Origin of the sequence: Vibrio alfacsensis, assembly GCF_019670485.1 — a bacterium.
GTDB lineage: Bacteria > Pseudomonadota > Gammaproteobacteria > Enterobacterales > Vibrionaceae > Vibrio > Vibrio alfacsensis.
This window is the reverse complement of record NZ_AP024165.1, coordinates 1,023,274-1,041,224: the sequence shown is the minus strand read 5'-3', so window position 1 is coordinate 1,041,224 and position 17,951 is coordinate 1,023,274. Positions and strand designations below refer to the sequence as shown.

The window sequence follows — 17,951 nt, the reverse complement described above, 5'->3', positions numbered from 1 at the left end:
GTGACACCTAAGGTGCCACTTCTTCATTCAAAAATAAAGTGATATAGCCGTCTAAAAGCTTAAGCTTTCAGAAGTTTTGCAATGTGTGCTTTAAGAACATCAATCGCGATACGGTTTTTACCACCACGAGGTACGATGATATCCGCATATTGCTTAGATGGTTCGATAAACTGCATAAACATTGGACGAACCGTTTGCTGGTATTGTTTAAGAACAGATTCCATTGTACGGCCACGCTCTTCAACATCACGTTTCACGCGACGCAATAAACAGATGTCCAATGGCGTATCCATAAATACAGTCGCGTGCATAAGATCGCGCAGGCGAGGATCCGTAAGCAACAAAATACCCTCAAGAATGATAACCTTTTTCGGTGTCATTAGGGTTGTCGTTGCGGTACGAGTATGGTCAGCATAACTGTACTCAGGCACTTCCACCGCTTCACCGCGCACCAATTTTTCTAGGTGATCGCATAGCAAGTCGTGGTCTAACGCGCTCGGGTGGTCATAGTTAGTCTTTACACGCTCTTCCATGCTTAGGTGGCTTTGGTCGTTGTAGTAGCAATCTTCCGTGATAACACCGATTTGATGATCGCCCACTTTCTCGCGAAGCTCATTGTAAATCGTGCTCGCGATCAGACTTTTTCCAGAAGCAGAAGCGCCAGCAATACCTACGATGACGCATTGATTAATATCAGACATTAGTTTGCACCCGATGATGATTTTCTAGTCACATAATTAGATAAACTGCTTGATTATAGGGAGTTCACCCCTTAGATACTAGCTGGATTTAGGGTTTAGTTATAACTTTCTATTTACCCAGAGGATTAATCTCCGGGCAAACGTTAAAATGAACAACTTTCAACCACAGCAAGCTATTTAATCAGTTTACCATTGTAAAACTGATTGCATCTGGCTTCGACTTTCCTTGCCAATACATCGTACTACACACACGATCAGCAAGCTGTTTATAGTAACCGGCATGCTCACTTTCCGGACGTCTTGCAACCGTTGGCATACCGACATCAATGTCTTCTCGCATTGAAAGATGCAAAGGAATTTGTCCTAATAATGCTAAGCCGAACTCGTGTGATATTTTTTCTGCTCCACCAGTGCCAAAAATATGTTCAACAGCGCCACATTGACCGCAAATGTGATAACTCATATTTTCAACGACGCCCACGACCGGCACGTTCACTTTATGAAACATGGCGGCACCTTTACGTGCATCAGCTAAAGCCAAGTCTTGCGGTGTTGTGACAATGACCGTGCCTGTTACTGGAATTTGCTGCGAAAGTGTCAGCTGAATATCCCCGGTGCCCGGCGGCATATCGATGATCAAATAATCTAACTCCGGCCAGTCGGTCTCGGTCAACAGTTGCGACAGCGCTTTCGAAGCCATAGGACCACGCCAAATAGCTGCCTCTGACTTATCCACTAAATAACCAATAGAATGAGTATAGATTCCATGAGCAAAAATCGGAGACATCCATTTCGCGTCACGCACATCAGGTTTTGCATCTTCTTGACCAAGCATCATTGGTACTGAGGGGCCATAGATGTCTGCATCAAGTAAGCCGACTCGCGCACCGGACTTGGCAATGGCTAATGCGAGGTTAACCGATGTGGTCGATTTCCCTACTCCACCTTTTGCAGAACTGACCGCAATAATATTTTTTACACCTTTCACCGCATTATTAACTTGGGTTTCAAGTGATTTAACCGCTTGTGTTATCTGGTAAGGAAAATCAGGTACGGTCCCCGAAGATTGCTGATCTTTAATCCAATCGCCTAGCGCTGATTGAAGTTCGTTACTCGCAAAAGGCAGTGTAATTTGAATACCGCCTTGGGCTGGGATCCCAACGATCCCATGGATATCTGCCCAACTTTCCACTAATTGTGGGTGGTGAAACTGGTTGAGCCAATGACAAAAATCTTGTTTTGAAGTGAACTGATGCATAAGGTCTCCTTTTATACTCAAGTCACCTAAAGGGGCTTGGGTACAGTACCTCTAATCGTAGCACTCAGTGAGCCGATTCAGAACCCCAAAAAAACTAAGGCAATCCATGGTTTGATGCCTTGGCGTTAGGGAGCTCATGGGGTAGTATTATCCATCAAAATTTTTTTATACATCTCAAGAAGCGAATATTAAGTATGGCAAACGATCCAAGACTCTCTACTCCAAGGAAATTATTGGTAACTTGTGCCCTTCCGTACGCTAACGGTTCGATCCACCTAGGTCACATGCTTGAGCACATTCAAGCTGACATCTGGGTTCGCTACCAACGCCTACGCGGCAACACTGTAAACTTCATCTGTGCTGACGATGCTCACGGCACACCAATCATGCTAAAAGCACAACAGATGGGTATTACACCAGAAGAGATGATCGCTGCTGTAAGTGAAGAGCACCAAAAAGACTTTGCTGGCTTTGATATTAGCTTTGATAACTACCACAGCACACACTCAGAAGAGAACCGTGAGCTAGCTTCTCACATCTACCTAGAGCTGAAGAAAAACGGTTTTATCTCTAGCCGCACGATTTCTCAACTGTTCGACCCTGAGAAAGAAATGTTCCTACCAGATCGTTTCGTAAAAGGTACTTGTCCGAAGTGTAAGTCAGAAGACCAATACGGTGACAACTGTGATAACTGTGGTGAGACGTACAGCCCAACTGAACTGATCAACCCTAAATCAGCAGTGTCTGGCGCGACTCCGGTCATGAAAGACTCAGAGCACTTCTTCTTTGATCTTCCTCAGTTCGAAAGCATGCTAAAGGAATGGACTCGTTCTGGTTCTCTGCAATCAGAAACTGCTAACAAAATGCAAGAGTGGTTTGAGTCTGGTCTTCAGCAGTGGGATATCTCACGTGATGCACCTTACTTCGGCTTCGAAATCCCAGGTGAGAAAAACAAATTCTTCTACGTATGGCTAGATGCACCGGTTGGCTACATGGCTTCTTTCAAGAACCTATGTGACAAAACTGACGGTCTAGACTTTGAGGAATATTGGAAAAAAGACAGCACAGCGGAACTTTACCACTTCATCGGTAAAGACATCGTTTACTTCCACTCTCTATTCTGGCCAGCTATGCTAGAGGGCAGTGGTTTCCGTAAGCCAAACAACGTATTTGTACACGGCTACGTAACCGTAAACGGTGCGAAGATGTCTAAGTCTAAAGGTACGTTTGTGAAAGCAAGCACTTACCTAGACCACCTAGATCCAGAGTGTCTACGTTACTACTACGCGGCTAAACTAAACAGCCGTATCGACGACCTAGACCTTAACCTTGAAGACTTCACGCAACGTGTAAACGCTGATGTTGTGAACAAGATCGTTAACCTAGCATCTCGTAACGCTGGCTTCATCTCTAAACGTTTTGAAGGCAAGCTTTCTGAAAACTTTGCGGAGCCTGAACTATACAACGAGTTCATTGCTGCAGCAGACCGCATCGCAGAGCTTTACGAAACTCGTGAGTTTGGTCGTGCAATCCGTGAGATCACGGCGCTAGCAGATAAAGCTAACCAATACGTTGATGAAAAAGCACCATGGGTTGTCGCAAAAGAAGAAGGCAAAGATCAAGAACTGCAAGAAATCTGTTCTGTAGGTATTAACCTGTTCCGCGTTCTAATGACTTACCTGAAACCAGTTATGCCTGCACTAGCAGCGCGTACTGAAGCTTTCCTTAACGAAGAGCTAACTTGGGAAGGCATCGCGGCACCGCTTACTGGTCACGAAATCACGAAATTCAAAGCACTGTTCAACCGTATCGATCCTAAGAACATCGAAGCGATGATAGAAGCATCGAAAGAAGACGCAGCAGCTGAAATGGCAGCAAAAGAAAAAGCAGAAGCTGAGAAGACTAAAGCAAGCCAAACTGAGCTTGATAAAGATCCAATCGCTGAAGAGATCGAGTTCGACGCTTTTGCCGCCGTTGATATGCGTATTGCTCGCATCATTTCGTGCGAAGAAGTACCGAAAGCAGACAAGTTGCTTAAGTTCCAACTAGACATTGGTGGTGAAACTCGCCAAGTATTTTCAGGTATTAAGTCAGCGTACAAACCTGAAGAGCTAGAAGGCAAGCTAACGGTGATGGTCGCTAACCTAAAACCTCGTAAGATGAAGTTTGGTATGTCTGAGGGTATGATCCTAGCAGCAGGCCCTGGTGGCAGCGAACTATGGATCCTTGAACCACACGAAGGTGCTCAACCAGGTATGCGAGTGATGTAACTCGTTACTTTACGGCGAAAATAAATTATCCCCACCCAATTTGGTGGGGATTTTTTTGATAAAATTCACACTTTTGGGGAGTGAACGCACCAAATGTGTACGCAGCTTTTCACAATATATTCACAACCATTTGTTTTATAACAACTTAATTATTGGCATCAAAACTGCTCCCACTTAGTTGCTAGGTCAAAAGCACTAACAAGGAGTTGGTTATGTTTGTTTTGATTTCTACTTTGATCTCCGTTGCCATTCTGGTTGGGATCTACCACTTAGCGGATAAGCGAGCAAAGCAACACGCTCGCAAGTACCGATTACTCATTCTATTACGGGATGTCACTTGCCTACTTCGTCGCCATCGAGCGGTGACACATCATGCGTTCCAAGAACAGCAACCCCTTGACGATGAGATTGCAGCTATCAACCAAGAATTAAACAGCACACTACATCAATTAGTGGAAACGTCTCGTTTTGAGAACAAACCCATGTATCGCGTGCTTCAAATCAAAATCGAGAAGTTGTCGAAGCAATGGCAAGAACACTCATTAGCTCGAAATCAATTAGAACATGGCAAACTTATTCGCCATACCTTGTTTTTGATGGATGAGGTAACCATAGCTTGGCTTGCCGTTGTTCAAAGAGATGACCTCTACGACGAATATCAGATGAATTGGCAAACGGTCATGGACAACTTAGAGACGCTTACTCAACTGCGTATTAGCATTCAAGATATTCATACTCCAGGTGGCGTAATGCGAATAAAAAATTACGCTTCAGTCATGATTCGAAAGCTCAATCAATTAGCGGTCATTACTCCATTAAGCATCGCGGCCCCGATACCTACAAAATCAATACATACTTTGAATGAATATATTGATGGCCGTGGTCAAGCGCTGAGTGAAGAAGACCTCTATAGTATTACCTCTGAATTTTCTCTCGCTATATTTAATAGCTATGAACAAATACTATCAGATATCGTGGAAACCATATATCGGCCCTTGCCCACGTTACGTCTTGCATAAGCTATATATCACTACATACAATAACGCATAAAATAAAACCGCAGGCTCTCACCTGCGGTTTTTTGCATCCATTTTTCAGCAAAATAGTCTGCTGAGGATTGTTTGCTAACTTGAGTTTGCTAATACCTTAAGTTTACTAACTCGTCGCTAATTAGCGTTAGTGTTCAACTTAGCTATCATCTTCAGTAAAGTTAGTTGGCAACTCTTGCTTCATTTCGTTCCAGATTTGCGCACTTTCCATACCGTAGTGACGGATCAATACTGGCAACTGGTCTCGTTGGCCTGTTTCACACGTTTCTAACAACTGTTGATAGAACTTTAGCGCCAATTCACGAGAAGCAGGATTAGAAAAGTAGTAACTACCCACACGATCATAAAGCTTTCTCAGTCCATTGAAGATCAGACCATAAATTTGGTTACCAGAATGGAATGCCAAACGTTGGAATAGCATGTAATCGTAGTAGTTGAATGTTTTCGCAATCAAAATTTCCTGGCGCTTCGCTTCATCTTTTTCGTTGTCTTCTTTAACACTTTGACGAATTTTATCAGCGTATGGGGAAGCCGACATAAACTCATCCCAAGACGGGGCTTGAATCAACGCTTCACAAGAATCAATAACATTTTTGATTGTTCGCTCAGAGCTCTCTTTATTTGCTTTGAAAGCATAGCGCATAAAAATTGGGCTGATATTGGTACGCGCGGCAAGTAAGTCTTCTACGATGTTCGTTGCGTTATCAACGTCTAGCGTCATTAACGTATCTAAAATATGTAAACCCGATGTCTCCATAAACTGGTTTACTTTGGTTGGTTTACCATGCTGAATGGTCAACCATCCATCACGAGCTAAACGCTGTAATACTTCACGCAATGTGGTTCGAGTAACGCCGATGAGTTCTGATAGTTCACGTTCAGCTGGTAAAATAGAGCCTGGTGGAAAACGGCCGTTCCAAATGCTCTCAATAATATATTTTTCTGCAAACCCTGCAGGGCTCTTAGCCTTAATGACCATTCTATTTTTATCCAATATTGATTTCTAAGGGTCGATGCGACTCATCATACCACTACTTAACGATTTGCGAAAATTAACGATCAATAAATGAAACGAAATCTCAATATAGAGTTAATACTCTATATATAATCTCAATGCAAAATAACCGTTCTTAGAATCCAACTGGCTAAAACTGATAATTTGATTAAATCACTTCCACCACAAAGCAAGAATAAATAAAGCTTACTTCGTCACATTTTTCTGTTCAAAATATGCAAAATAAATTTGTATTGCCGGATGAATATTCTCTCTTAACTGCTCTTTTCTACTAATTGCACTGCATTTAAAATGCTAGGTGATTTTTCTTAAGCTTTTCATGCTATAGTAACGCCGTTTTGATCGCGTTATTACAATAAAAAAGTGGCTTTAGTCGGAAGCATTACGTTTTGTGATTGACTAAAAAATGCCGGCGTGTAGAGTTTGCGGTCAAAAGTGAGCGGTGCTTAAGTTCAGGGGAAGTAACTTGGCAAGACTGCAGTACCATAATGGATTGTTGTTTTTCTAAGTTGCTGTTTTAAAAGACTAACCAATAAGTCTAACAAACAGATACTTAAGCACTATTTAATAGTGTCTATTCATCATTTTGTTATAAAGAGAAATATCATGCCGATGTCGCTCGGAAATGCTTTTATCAAGAACTTTCTTGGTAAGGCGCCAGATTGGTACAAAGTTACCATTATTGCCTTTCTAATTCTTAACCCAATAGTCTTCTTTCTAATTGACCCTTTTGTCGCTGGTTGGTTGCTTGTAGCGGAATTTATTTTCACACTTGCGATGGCGCTAAAGTGTTACCCACTTCAACCTGGTGGTCTACTCGCCATTGAAGCCGTCGCCATTGGTATGACGACTCCGGGTCAGGTAAAGCACGAACTTGTAGCAAACATAGAGGTATTGTTACTGTTGGTATTCATGGTAGCGGGCATCTACTTCATGAAGAACCTACTACTGTTCATCTTCACTAAGATCTTGCTTGGCATCCGCTCAAAGACCCTACTTTCATTAGCGTTCTGTTTTGCAGCGGCTTTCTTGTCAGCATTCTTGGACGCACTGACGGTTATCGCGGTAGTCATCAGTGTCGCTGTAGGCTTCTACTCGATTTACCACAAAGTCGCTTCTGGTAACCCAATTGGTGACCACGATCATACTCAAGATGACACCATTACTGAATTGACTCGTGATGACCTAGAAAACTACCGTGCATTCCTACGTTCTCTACTTATGCACGCGGGCGTTGGTACAGCCTTAGGTGGTGTAACAACCATGGTGGGTGAGCCGCAAAACCTAATTATCGCCGACCAAGCCGGTTGGCTATTTGGTGAGTTCCTAATCCGCATGTCACCAGTGACATTACCTGTTTTCTTCTGTGGTTTGATCACATGTGCGGTTGTCGAAAAATTAAAAGTATTTGGTTACGGAACTCGCCTGCCTGACAACGTTCGTCAAATCCTTGTCGATTTTGATCGTGAAGAGCGTAAAACTCGCACAAACCAAGACGTAGCAAAACTGTGGGTGCAAAGCATCATTGCCGTTTGGTTAATCGCCGCTCTGGCTCTTCACTTAGCCGCTGTAGGTTTGATTGGTCTGTCGGTGATTATTCTAGCAACGTCATTTACCGGTGTTATCGAAGAGCACTCGATGGGTAAGGCGTTTGAAGAAGCATTGCCGTTTACTGCTCTACTGGCTGTATTTTTCTCTATTGTTGCAGTCATCATCGATCAAGAGCTATTTAAGCCTGTTATCGATGCGGTTCTTGCCGTTGAAGATAAGAGTACACAGTTAGCGCTGTTCTATGTGGCAAACGGCTTACTTTCAATGGTGTCTGATAACGTATTCGTTGGTACGGTGTACATCAACGAAGTAAAAGCAGCATTGGTTGAGGGTTTAATTACTCGTGACCAATTTGACCTACTGGCAGTGGCTATCAACACAGGTACTAACCTACCGTCGGTTGCAACGCCAAACGGTCAAGCGGCATTCCTATTCCTATTGACATCAGCGCTTGCTCCACTTGTTCGTTTATCTTACGGTCGAATGGTTGTCATGGCTCTGCCATACACTATCGTGTTGGCTCTTGTTGGCCTAATGGGAATCATGTTCTTCTTGGAACCTGCAACAGCATTCTTCTACGAAGCTGGGTGGGTTGTACCAAGCAGTGCCGATTTAACGCCTGCCATTTCTGTTGGTCACTAAAAATTTATGTTGATAAGGAAACTTATCCAAGATAAAAAGCTCTGAGTAATCAGAGCTTTTTCTATTTCAAACAGGATTGAAAACCGTGGCTATTTTTGCATCACTTAATCAATTTTCGAAAGGACGCTTATCTTGGCTCCTCCTCCTTTTAGCAATTGTCTTTTTTGAAGCCTGTGCGCTGTTTTTCGAACACGTCATGATGTTAGCACCGTGCGTAATGTGTATTTATGAGCGTGTGGCGATGTTAGGTATTGCTGGAGCAGCATTGCTAGGTTTCATCGCGCCGAATAATGCCGCAGTAAGATGGGCCGCATTGGCCGCATGGGGGGCAAGTGCATACAAGGGCTTGATGCTAGCGATGCAGCATGTTGAGTACCAATTCAACCCATCACCTTTTGCTACTTGTGATCTTTTCGTGACGTTCCCAAGTTGGGCCCCCCTTAACAAGTGGGCTCCTTGGATGTTTGAAGCTTACGGTGATTGTGCAAAAGTAGTATGGCAGTTCCTTGGTCTTTCAATGCCTCAGTGGCTTGTGATCATCTTTGCAGGTAACTTGGTTGTGCTCGCATTTGTTGTCATCGCTCAGTTCTTCAGCACCAAAAACAAGAACCCTATCCGATAAGCACTCTCACTAGCCTTAGTGAGACTCATGGTACTTTCGAAAACATATGTCTCGTCCTAAAAGACGTTGACAGTTTTATACTAAGCCAACTGCGTTAGCAGTTGGCTTTTTTTAATGAACCTCATTTGGAGTTTTCATCCCGAGACTAAGGTGCGGTCTCATATTGTTATAGATATGTCTCGTCCTAAAATGGGTTGACACATTGAAGGCGAGAACTGGCTTCAGCAATGTATGCCTAGTTCGAAGCTACTTTTAGGTACGACTTACGAGCCAATCAATTGTCTGAATTGGTATTTCCGCAGCACTGTTTGAATTTTTTGCCACTTTCGCAAGGACAAGGATCGTTGCGTCCAACCCCTTTGAATGGGTTTAGACTTTTCGATTTTTTGCCAACCATCAACTCATCCGCTCCCAAAGCCACTTCATTGATCATTAAATCAAATTGCTCAACGAAGTCACTGAATGCTGGCGGAGTATCGATACCTGCTTCACGCATGTATTGCTGCGTTTGTTGTTCATCAATGGCTAACATCATTGTCGTTAGTAGCGCTTGCAGCATACGCTCAAGGCCATCATTGAGCGTCACATCTTGCCACTGCTCTTCAATCATTGGCCAAACAGACATAAAGCCCTCAGCAAAGTCTGCCAATTGCTCCGCATTGCTTTCAGTCAACGCAAGAATGGAATATTCATTGCGTAAGATATAGTTATGCTGCTTGTGGATCTGCAGTTCAACAAGAGGTTGAATCGCTTTGTAGCCCTCACCTAAAAGCGGTGCTAACCAGGTTTCTGGTGCCAAAGGTTTCGTGGTTAGGTTGGCTGCCAGTACTGCGCCTTCCATAAATAGTGAAGATTCTTCAAACTGAACTTCACCTTTCTCAATTAGTGTGTATTGCATGATATCTGGTTTCCCATGAATTTGGCGGCATTATACCCTAGCCCTAATAAGATGCTAGTTGACGTGGAGTCAAGCGAATGACTCTTTTAATGACAAACACCCCCCACACCGCTACAATCGCGTTCCATTTTCTCACCAAACTTTATTAGGCAAGCTATGCGAGTTGTATTAGGCCCGATGGAAGGCGTTTTAGACCATTTGATGCGTCAAATTCTGACTGAAATAAACGACTATGACCTATGTGTCACCGAATTCGTTCGTGTCGTCGATCAGTTACTGCCTGATCATGTATTCCATCGTTTGTGTCCCGAACTACTTCAAGGTTCGCAAACCGCTTCCGGCGTGCCTGTTCATGTGCAGTTGCTCGGTCAAGATCCTCGTTGGATGGCTGAAAATGCAATCAAAGCGGCGGAATTGGGCGCACGCGGAGTCGACTTAAACTTTGGTTGCCCTGCTAAGTTGGTGAACAAAAGTAAAGGGGGCGCAGCGTTACTTCAGCATCCAGAACTTATTCATAACGTCGTTAAAGCATGTCGCGATGCCGTTCCTGCCAACATTCCAGTAACAGCAAAGATTCGACTTGGTTGGGAAAACCCAGAAGACTGTTTTGAAATTGTTGATGCGATTCAATCTGCAGGTGCGAATGAACTGACTGTGCACGCTCGTACAAAAGAAGGGGGTTACAAGGCCTCTGAGATCAAATGGGAGTACATCACTAAGATTCGTGAACGTTTTGATATCCCATTAATTGCCAATGGAGAGATTTGGAACTACGAAGATGGACAGCGCTGTATCGCAACAACAGGCGTTGACTCTTTGATGGTATGTCGTGGCGCGTTTAATATTCCGAATTTAGGCAACATGGTCAAACACAACCACCAACCGATGCCTTGGTCAGAAGTGGTTGAACTGTTGATTTACTACTCGCAATTTGAAATGAAAGGCGACAAAGGCTTGTACTATCCAAACCGTGTTAAACAATGGTTTTCTTACTTGCGCCAAGCTTATCCAGAAGCAAATGAACTTTTCCGCGAAATTCGCGTGTTCAACAAAGCGGCTCCGATTGTTGAACATATTCAGCGTTATCGAGATAAACGACAAACGCAAGTCGCGTAATCTGCGTCTATTTTATTTATAATCCAATATCAAAAAGGGCGATTCAATCGCCCTTTTTGATAACTGTCCCATATTTTAGAACAAGACGTATCAAGTAAACTTAATAGCAAATTTTGTTCTTACCCGTTGTTTTCGCTTGGTACAATTTCTCATCTGCAGCTTTGAATAACTCATCAAAACTTGCTAGTTCCGTCGAAGATTGAAACACCACGCCACCTGAGACAGTGAAGCCTTGCTCTACCACTTTCGTTGAACTTGACACGATAGACTGCGAAACTCGCTCTAGGATCCGTTTCATACTCTGAATGTTTTCATCATAGATCGCCACAACAAACTCCTCCCCACCAAAACGAGAAGCCACATCAGAATGGCGAATATTGTGTTTAATGCAATCCGCCACAAGACGAATAGCATCATCACCAACATCATGGCCAAAAGTGTCATTGATGGATTTAAAATCGTCGATATCAAATACTGCTAGGGCTATGTTTTTCTTGGTCATTTTGTTGCGCCATACCGTCTGCATGCCTCGGCGATTTAGCAAACCTGTCATTGGATCTTTTGCGGCCAAATTTTCAAAATAACGACGTTCCGTTCTCGCATTCACCAAAAACAATGCAACTGTACTTAGTACATAAATAAAGAAAGCCACGGCGACACTGTATTTTTCGAACACCATAAGATTTTTGATTTCATCCCACATATTATATTCATAATACAAGGTGTGGTTATCACTCAAACGATCATTTTCAATCGATTCGATACGAGTGCTATTTTCAGGCAGCGCCATTACGTTCGAAATTAGGTGCACGCGTCCAGCAAGGTTATTGGTTGTTTTAAGCAACTCCTGAACATCAAAATCTATCGACAACACGCCTTGATGTCGATCATCGTGGTAGACAGGAACCGTTAAACTAATAACCTGACCTTCGTGACGATCAAGCATCGGGGCGGGGCCGGACATCGTCACTTTGACGGTATCTTGAGCCGTTTTTTGCCAAAATGGCCTCGCTTTTAACGTATCCCATAACTCTTGAGTAAAGTACTTTGCATAAGTTTCAGGGGAAGAAATGACATAGCCGTGTTCATCGATGTAATGAATACCAACAATATGTGACTCAAGATCATGCAAAAATGAAAGAGAGGGAGCAAAACCCGCCTTTTTTTCAGCGAGTTTAAATAGCTCACTATCTGGTTCGCAAAGCGCTTTTTGACCCACAATCATATAATCCAATTCAACAGCAGGCAGGCCACCAGAATGCGTATTTTCTAGAAGTAACACATCGATCGGCCATATGTAACACAAACCATTTTCCAACATATGGTTGTGTTCTTTGAATAAGGGATGCGTTGGATTGGAGTAATTGACAAAACTATAATCTAAAGCAGTGAGCACCTTAATGGCACGACCTAATGCACGGTCAACTTGTGCGTATTCTAAATCAATATATCGATTCATCGCGTCATAATAATTTTTTGCTGTCACGACCATTACGACGCAAAACAGGAAAAACGGAAAGAAAATGACAAACTTGAAACTGAATCGCCTTTGATTACCCATTAATTACCACGACTGCCTTATACCGACCCTTGAACAGCATATGCCATTCAAGGGTTGTTTATAGTTTTTTATTTATGTATTCATAAATTGTAATAAATTCACTATCCGGTGTCACTTCAGTTGCCATAATTTGGACGTCAATGCTGGGATATTGACAGAAATATGACGCTCATAGTTAACTTTCTCATTTGAATCGCAAATTTGAATCAAGTGTTTAGCATTTAAACCAAGTTTCCATAACGGAATGTCTATCAATTCTACATCTTCACTGAAGTTAAATGCTGCTACGATCGTTTCTTCTCCAAGTTGACGCGCAAAAACCACGGTTTGTTTGGATTCATACAGCCATTGAAAACTACCTGATTGCAATGCACGGTATTGCTTTCTGATCGCGATAGATTGCTTGTACCGACCTAACCATTGTGAGTTTTCGACCTCATTCCAAGGAAAACAACGTCGGTTATCCGGGTCTAAGCCCCCTCTAAACCAACTTCACTGCCATAATAAAGGCAAGGTGTCCCAACATATGTCATCAGGAATCTCAGCGCCAAACTCATCTTTTTCTCATGCCCTTCCAACAGCGTGAAAAAGCGTGCTGTGTCATGACTATCTAACTGATTCAACTGAGAGAGTTGATTAGCAAACGGGATTTTGGCTCTGGCTTCATCTATCCATTCTTTAAAGTCACCCACGCAGATATCGATAGGATCGTACATGATGTCCTGCTTAGCGATTAACGCTCTGACAGGATGCGCAAAGCCATAATAGTTCATCGCGCCATCCTCTTGCCCACCTTGCAACCATTGCGTCGCTTCAAAAAAGTGCTCACCTAATACATAGGCCTCCTGATTAATCGACTTGGTTGCCTGACGAAACGCTTCAACATAATGGGCATTATTCTTTGCGCCCTCTCCCTCACCGAGCATATGGATAACATCAAACCGCCAACCATCAACAGAATATGGCGGCTTAAGCCAATGCTTGATCACTGCGTCGTCACTTTGATAAATCTGGTTGCGTACTTGCTCGTTCTCAAAATTCAGTACCGGCAAGTTCCCAATGCCTTTCCAACCGATATAACGGTTAGATTCTCCCTCGAAAAAGTAATAATCACGGAAATCAGATTTAGGATGACCATATGCCCCATGAGCTTCTTGTTTGATATCAAACCATGGATGATGTACAGATGTATGATTAAATACCGCATCCAAAACAATCCTCATCTGCTTACTTCGGATCTTTTCACATAACCCCGCAAACTGCTCGTTGGTGCCGAACATAGGGTCAATATTAAGGTAATCTTTCGTATCGTACTTATGGTTACTTGGCGCGGAAAAAATAGGGTTAAAGTACAAAGCCGTGACACCCAACTCATCCAAGTAATCCAATTTCTGCTCAACGCCCTTCAAATCGCCACCGAAGAACTCTCGGGCACCGGTGTTTTGGTGAGAGCCGACCGCCTCGCCCCAAGATTTCACCGTGGTCTCTGGGTCGTACTGAGCGTAAGCCTTGCGAATCGCGAGTTCATCTTGGCTCGCTGCAAAACGGTCTGGGAAGATCTGATAGAAAACTTGCTTTTGAACCCAACTCGGCGGCTGAGACTGCGTATTGAGCTTAAAATGAAACTCTTTAGGTGGCATTCGCTTTTGTACACCACGCCCATCGAGCCAAAACTGCTGACTGCCTTTTACCAACTTGAAAACGTAGTGCGTAACATCCCGATCTAGGTTTACAGCAAACTGCGCTTGCCAAAGTAATAGCTCTCCAGCTTGCCCACATAAGGACATTTCAATCAAGTATTCTTCATTGTCAGGTTCGCATCGAACATGTACACGATCAAAGGCGATACTCTCAGTTTTCAAAATGACGGTAAGCGTTTCACCATCAAACGACAAACCATCTGATGTCTGGCTATGGAAGATAAATGGAAGGGTCATGGCAAGTGCTCTTAGTATTGGAATATTCCACTATTTTATTAAAGAGTAATTGCCTGAAAATCCTCCTTTTTAAATTACCGTATAGATCATTTTCACAAGGAGGATCACACTTGGTAGGCGTAGACGCAGTGTTAATAAAATTAGTTCAGCAGCAAACTATCATCTGCTAATTCTTCACCGCGCACTTTTGAAAACATATCTAACAAATCTGGGACCTGCATATTGGCACGCTGACCGCCTGCTACATCCAAGACAATCTCACCTTGATGGAGCATTACGGTTCTATCACCGCAGGCTAGTGCATCTTTCATAGAGTGCGTTACCATCATTACTGTTAAATCAAATTCGTTGACAATTCGCTTGGTTAAATCGATAACAAAGGCGGCCATACGAGGATCGAGCGCTGCCGTATGTTCATCTAACAACAACAGTTTACTGTCTGACAGCGTTGCCATGACCAAACTGACCGCTTGCCGCTGACCGCCAGACAACAAACCAATGCTGTCACTTAAGCGATCTTCTAAACCTAAGCCTAAGATACTAATGCGATCTTGAAACAACTTTCGACGTTTTGATGATAGGGCCATACCCCAGCCGCGTCGTTTACCACGCATGTAGGCCAAAGCCATATTTTCCTCAATGGATAGGTCACCACAGGTACCCGCCAACGGGTCTTGGAACACACGCGCACATTGCGTTGCTCGCTGATCCACACTTTTTCGCGTGACATCTTGCCCATCGATGATGACTTGTCCGCCAATCATCGGCGTTTCGCCAGTAACAGCACCAAGAAGAGTCGACTTACCGGCTCCGTTTGAACCAATTACGGTAAGAAATTGGTGCTCTGGCACTTCCAACGAGACACCTTTCAACGCCCTGTTTTCTAAAATGGTTCCGGGATTAAAGGTCACTTGGATATCATTCAGTTCAATCATAGTGCCTCTCCTGATCCATTTTTAGATGCCGCTTGTTTCGCATCCATGACGCGCTGCTTAGCTTTAAGGGATTGTTTTATCTTTGGCGCGATAAGCGCAATGGCAACCAATAACGCCGTCACCAAGTTAAGGTCTGATGCTTGCAAACCAAACATGCCAGAACTCAACGCAAACGCAACAGCGAGTCGGTATAACACTGACCCAAGAATGACGGCGCAAACCGCCACCCAAATTTTCCGTCCAGGAATCAACGTTTGCCCAAGGATTACCGCAGCTAAGCCGACAACGATGGTTCCCACGCCTGAGGTGACATCAGCAAAACTGTTCGTTTGAGCAAACAACGCCCCAGCAAACCCAACAAAACCATTAGAGAGCGCTAAACCAAAATAGGTATAGAATCCGGTACTTGCACCTTGAGCGGCGACCATTCGTGCATTAACGCCCGTGGCGCGCAGACCAAGGCCAAAGTCACTGTTTAACAAACGAACGACAAGCCAGGCTGAAACCAGAACAAGCATCCCAACCACGAGAGGTCGAATAAACATGGGATCACCCATCGCTTCAAAAGGCGTAAGAATCGTCTCTTCACCTAATAGCGCCATATTGGGTTTACCCATGATGCGAATGTTGATGGAAAACGCCGCAATCATGGTAAGAATGGAAGCCAATAAATGAAGAATTCCACAGCGAACAGCAAGGAAAGCGGTCACCCAACCTGTCATCCCACCAGCAATAACCGCCAAGCCCGTCGCGACCCAAGGATTAATACCTGCAACAATCGCAGTAGCCGCCACAGCCGCCCCCATAGGAAAGCTGCCATCAACGCTAAGATCGGGAAAATCGAGAACACGGAATGTAAGGTAAACGCCCAAGGCGACCAAGCCGTAGATAAGTCCTATCTCGAGCGCACCAAAAAAAGCAAATGCAGACATAACTGCTCCTTTCTGCACAAATTAGGTTTCGCATAGAATAGGCCGGTAAGCGCCGACCTAAAAACTACGCTTACTGCATGCTGGTCGCACGTTTAACAACAGAGCTTGGTAACTGGATACCCAATTTCGTTGCAGCACCTTCATTCACGACAAGATCAGAACCCGTCGCCACTTTAGCATCAAGCTTTCCTGGCTCTTGCCCATCTAAAATAGCCGCAACATAATTCGCAGTTTGTACGCCGACTTGGTAATAATCAAAACCTAGCCCTGCAATTGCGCCTTTTTCCACGTAAGATGTCGCACCGCCAAACACTGGTTTTTTCGCTTGGTTCGCCGCCACAATCATCCCCTCAATAGCACTGGCAACCGTATTGTCGGTCGGTGCGTAAAGAACATCAGATTTCGCTGCAATAGCTTGAGTTGCGGATTGCACATCTGCACTTTTTAATGCTGTTGCTTCAACAACCGTTAACCCTTTTGCCTGCGCGTTCTCCTTTAGTAATTTCACTAAGGTCACAGCATTGGCTTCACCAGGGTTGTAGACCACACCAATAGTCTTCGCAGCAGGAATAATTTCTTTTATTAAGTCAACGTGTTGCGCAACCGGAGACAGATCGGATAAACCCGTTACATTCTTACCCGGTTGTTGCATCGTTTTTATAAGCTTAGCCCCCACAGGATCGGTGACCGCGGTAAACACAATTGGAATAGTACGCGTCGCGGATACCAATGCTTGTGCTGATGGTGTGGCAATGCCTACCAGTACATCTGGATTTTCTCCCACAAACTGACGCGCAATCTGAACCGCAATAGCAGGGTTACCTTGAGCCGTTTTGTAATCAAATGCCAAATTCTTACCTTGCTCATACCCTTTTGCTTTCAGTCCATCAAGCAACCCCTGTCTGGCGGCATCTAAAGCGGGATGTTCAACAATTTGAGAAACGGCGACCGTTGCGGTATTGGCAATAACAGCAGTCGATGAAATGGCAGCCGTAATGGCTAAAGCAGCAGTAGCGAATAGTCGTTTGGTTTTCATCATATCTCCTTGATGTAGCTCCATCCTTGTCTCTCATTTCATTAGAACATAGGCTCGTTCTCATTGAAGAAATAAGAGTACCGTTTAAATTCCTGTGCACTTTTTGTGCATCTCTTGAATCATTATTACCGTTAAGTGTTGGAAAAGAAAAGGCGCATTTAACAAACAAGTAACAAATGTGATCGCGAGACTGATATTATCGAACAGAAAATATAGGTAAACAGAGAGAATGGAGAGGAGAGATAAGAGAGAAGAGAGAAGAGAGAAGAGAATACGGCAAATTCAAAAGCCGAAGTTGAATTGAAAGGGAGCAAAGATGCAAACTCTGACGAGACTTTCTAGCGGTCGTCATGAATACGACCACTAGTTCAGTGTCAACATGAAAAATGATTTGGTCGACTTATCAAGGCCAACCTAGCAGTGAGATA

General features: G+C 43.8%; 13 protein-coding genes and 1 pseudogene. 5 read left to right on the top strand and 9 right to left on the bottom strand.

Annotation, left to right across the window (positions count from 1 at the left end; all coding sequences use genetic code 11):
- Positions 1-59 precede the first annotated feature (59 nt).
- Together udk and apbC are read right to left on the bottom strand one after the other, a co-directional pair.
- Entirely contained in the window at positions 60-701 is a 642-nt protein-coding gene (udk, locus tag VA249_RS04760; RefSeq protein ID WP_128811227.1) for a uridine kinase, read from the bottom strand.
- 181 nt (positions 702-882) lie between these two features.
- Positions 883-1,959 carry an iron-sulfur cluster carrier protein ApbC gene (gene apbC, locus VA249_RS04755; RefSeq protein WP_221069131.1) on the bottom strand — a complete coding sequence of 359 codons (1,077 nt, stop codon included), beginning with the start codon at positions 1,957-1,959 and terminating at the stop codon, positions 883-885.
- A gap of 194 nt (positions 1,960-2,153) precedes the next feature.
- On the opposite strand from apbC, the gene metG reads away from it, so the two are divergent.
- A complete protein-coding gene (gene metG / locus VA249_RS04750; protein ID WP_221069130.1) occupies positions 2,154-4,229 on the top strand; it encodes a methionine--tRNA ligase in 2,076 nt (691 codons plus the stop codon).
- A 212-nt stretch (positions 4,230-4,441) separates the two neighbouring features.
- The gene (locus VA249_RS04745) at positions 4,442-5,248 is read left to right on the top strand and encodes a hypothetical protein (RefSeq protein WP_221069129.1); all 807 of its coding nucleotides are present in this window, start codon (positions 4,442-4,444) and stop codon (positions 5,246-5,248) included.
- Between the two features lie 169 nt (positions 5,249-5,417).
- Here the strand turns inward: VA249_RS04745 and fadR are convergent, their stop codons facing one another.
- The gene (gene fadR / locus VA249_RS04740) at positions 5,418-6,257 is read right to left on the bottom strand and encodes a fatty acid metabolism transcriptional regulator FadR (RefSeq protein WP_211919699.1); all 840 of its coding nucleotides are present in this window, start codon (positions 6,255-6,257) and stop codon (positions 5,418-5,420) included.
- A 642-nt stretch (positions 6,258-6,899) separates the two neighbouring features.
- On the opposite strand from fadR, the gene nhaB reads away from it, so the two are divergent.
- On the top strand, positions 6,900-8,486 hold the full coding sequence (nhaB, locus tag VA249_RS04735; RefSeq protein ID WP_128811231.1) for a Na(+)/H(+) antiporter NhaB: 1,587 nt from the start codon (positions 6,900-6,902) through the stop codon (positions 8,484-8,486).
- A gap of 85 nt (positions 8,487-8,571) precedes the next feature.
- Positions 8,572-9,108 (top strand): disulfide bond formation protein DsbB, encoded by a 537-nt coding sequence (gene dsbB, locus VA249_RS04730; protein WP_221069128.1) that lies wholly within the window; start codon positions 8,572-8,574, stop codon positions 9,106-9,108.
- A gap of 274 nt (positions 9,109-9,382) precedes the next feature.
- Here dsbB and VA249_RS04725 read toward each other — a convergent pair whose 3' ends face one another.
- Positions 9,383-10,006, bottom strand: coding sequence for a YecA family protein (locus tag VA249_RS04725; protein WP_221069127.1), 624 nt, complete (start codon positions 10,004-10,006; stop codon positions 9,383-9,385).
- A 156-nt stretch (positions 10,007-10,162) separates the two neighbouring features.
- Here VA249_RS04725 and dusC point away from each other — a divergent pair, with 156 nt between their 5' ends.
- The gene (gene dusC / locus VA249_RS04720) at positions 10,163-11,122 is read left to right on the top strand and encodes a tRNA dihydrouridine(16) synthase DusC (RefSeq protein ID WP_128811234.1); all 960 of its coding nucleotides are present in this window, start codon (positions 10,163-10,165) and stop codon (positions 11,120-11,122) included.
- A gap of 100 nt (positions 11,123-11,222) precedes the next feature.
- On the opposite strand, the gene VA249_RS04715 is transcribed toward dusC, so the two are convergent.
- From VA249_RS04715 to VA249_RS04695, 5 genes and pseudogenes are all read right to left on the bottom strand, one after another.
- Entirely contained in the window at positions 11,223-12,683 is a 1,461-nt protein-coding gene (locus VA249_RS04715) for a diguanylate cyclase (RefSeq protein ID WP_221069126.1), read from the bottom strand.
- A 111-nt stretch (positions 12,684-12,794) separates the two neighbouring features.
- A pseudogene (gene malZ, locus VA249_RS04710) lies at positions 12,795-14,620 on the bottom strand (maltodextrin glucosidase).
- A 140-nt stretch (positions 14,621-14,760) separates the two neighbouring features.
- Positions 14,761-15,555, bottom strand: a complete 795-nt coding sequence (locus VA249_RS04705) for an ABC transporter ATP-binding protein (RefSeq protein WP_221069125.1) — start codon at positions 15,553-15,555, stop codon at positions 14,761-14,763.
- The gene (locus tag VA249_RS04700; RefSeq protein WP_221069124.1) at positions 15,552-16,487 is read right to left on the bottom strand and encodes an ABC transporter permease; all 936 of its coding nucleotides are present in this window, start codon (positions 16,485-16,487) and stop codon (positions 15,552-15,554) included. Before VA249_RS04700 ends, VA249_RS04705 begins: the two co-directional genes overlap by 4 nt.
- A 70-nt stretch (positions 16,488-16,557) precedes the next feature.
- On the bottom strand, positions 16,558-17,523 hold the full coding sequence (locus VA249_RS04695) for an ABC transporter substrate-binding protein (protein ID WP_221069813.1): 966 nt from the start codon (positions 17,521-17,523) through the stop codon (positions 16,558-16,560).
- Between the last annotated feature and the right edge of the window lie 428 nt (positions 17,524-17,951).

Coding starts and splice junctions, on each gene's coding strand:
- udk (WP_128811227.1), bottom strand. CDS start 701: ATGTCTGATATTAATCAATGCGTCATCGTAGGTATTGCTGGCGCTTCT.
- apbC (WP_221069131.1), bottom strand. CDS start 1,959: ATGCATCAGTTCACTTCAAAACAAGATTTTTGTCATTGGCTCAACCAG.
- metG (WP_221069130.1), top strand. CDS start 2,154: ATGGCAAACGATCCAAGACTCTCTACTCCAAGGAAATTATTGGTAACT.
- VA249_RS04745 (WP_221069129.1), top strand. CDS start 4,442: ATGTTTGTTTTGATTTCTACTTTGATCTCCGTTGCCATTCTGGTTGGG.
- fadR (WP_211919699.1), bottom strand. CDS start 6,257: ATGGTCATTAAGGCTAAGAGCCCTGCAGGGTTTGCAGAAAAATATATT.
- nhaB (WP_128811231.1), top strand. CDS start 6,900: ATGCCGATGTCGCTCGGAAATGCTTTTATCAAGAACTTTCTTGGTAAG.
- VA249_RS04725 (WP_221069127.1), bottom strand. CDS start 10,006: ATGCAATACACACTAATTGAGAAAGGTGAAGTTCAGTTTGAAGAATCT.
- dusC (WP_128811234.1), top strand. CDS start 10,163: ATGCGAGTTGTATTAGGCCCGATGGAAGGCGTTTTAGACCATTTGATG.
- VA249_RS04715 (WP_221069126.1), bottom strand. CDS start 12,683: ATGGGTAATCAAAGGCGATTCAGTTTCAAGTTTGTCATTTTCTTTCCG.
- VA249_RS04705 (WP_221069125.1), bottom strand. CDS start 15,555: ATGATTGAACTGAATGATATCCAAGTGACCTTTAATCCCGGAACCATT.
- VA249_RS04700 (WP_221069124.1), bottom strand. CDS start 16,487: ATGTCTGCATTTGCTTTTTTTGGTGCGCTCGAGATAGGACTTATCTAC.
- VA249_RS04695 (WP_221069813.1), bottom strand. CDS start 17,523: ATGAAAACCAAACGACTATTCGCTACTGCTGCTTTAGCCATTACGGCT.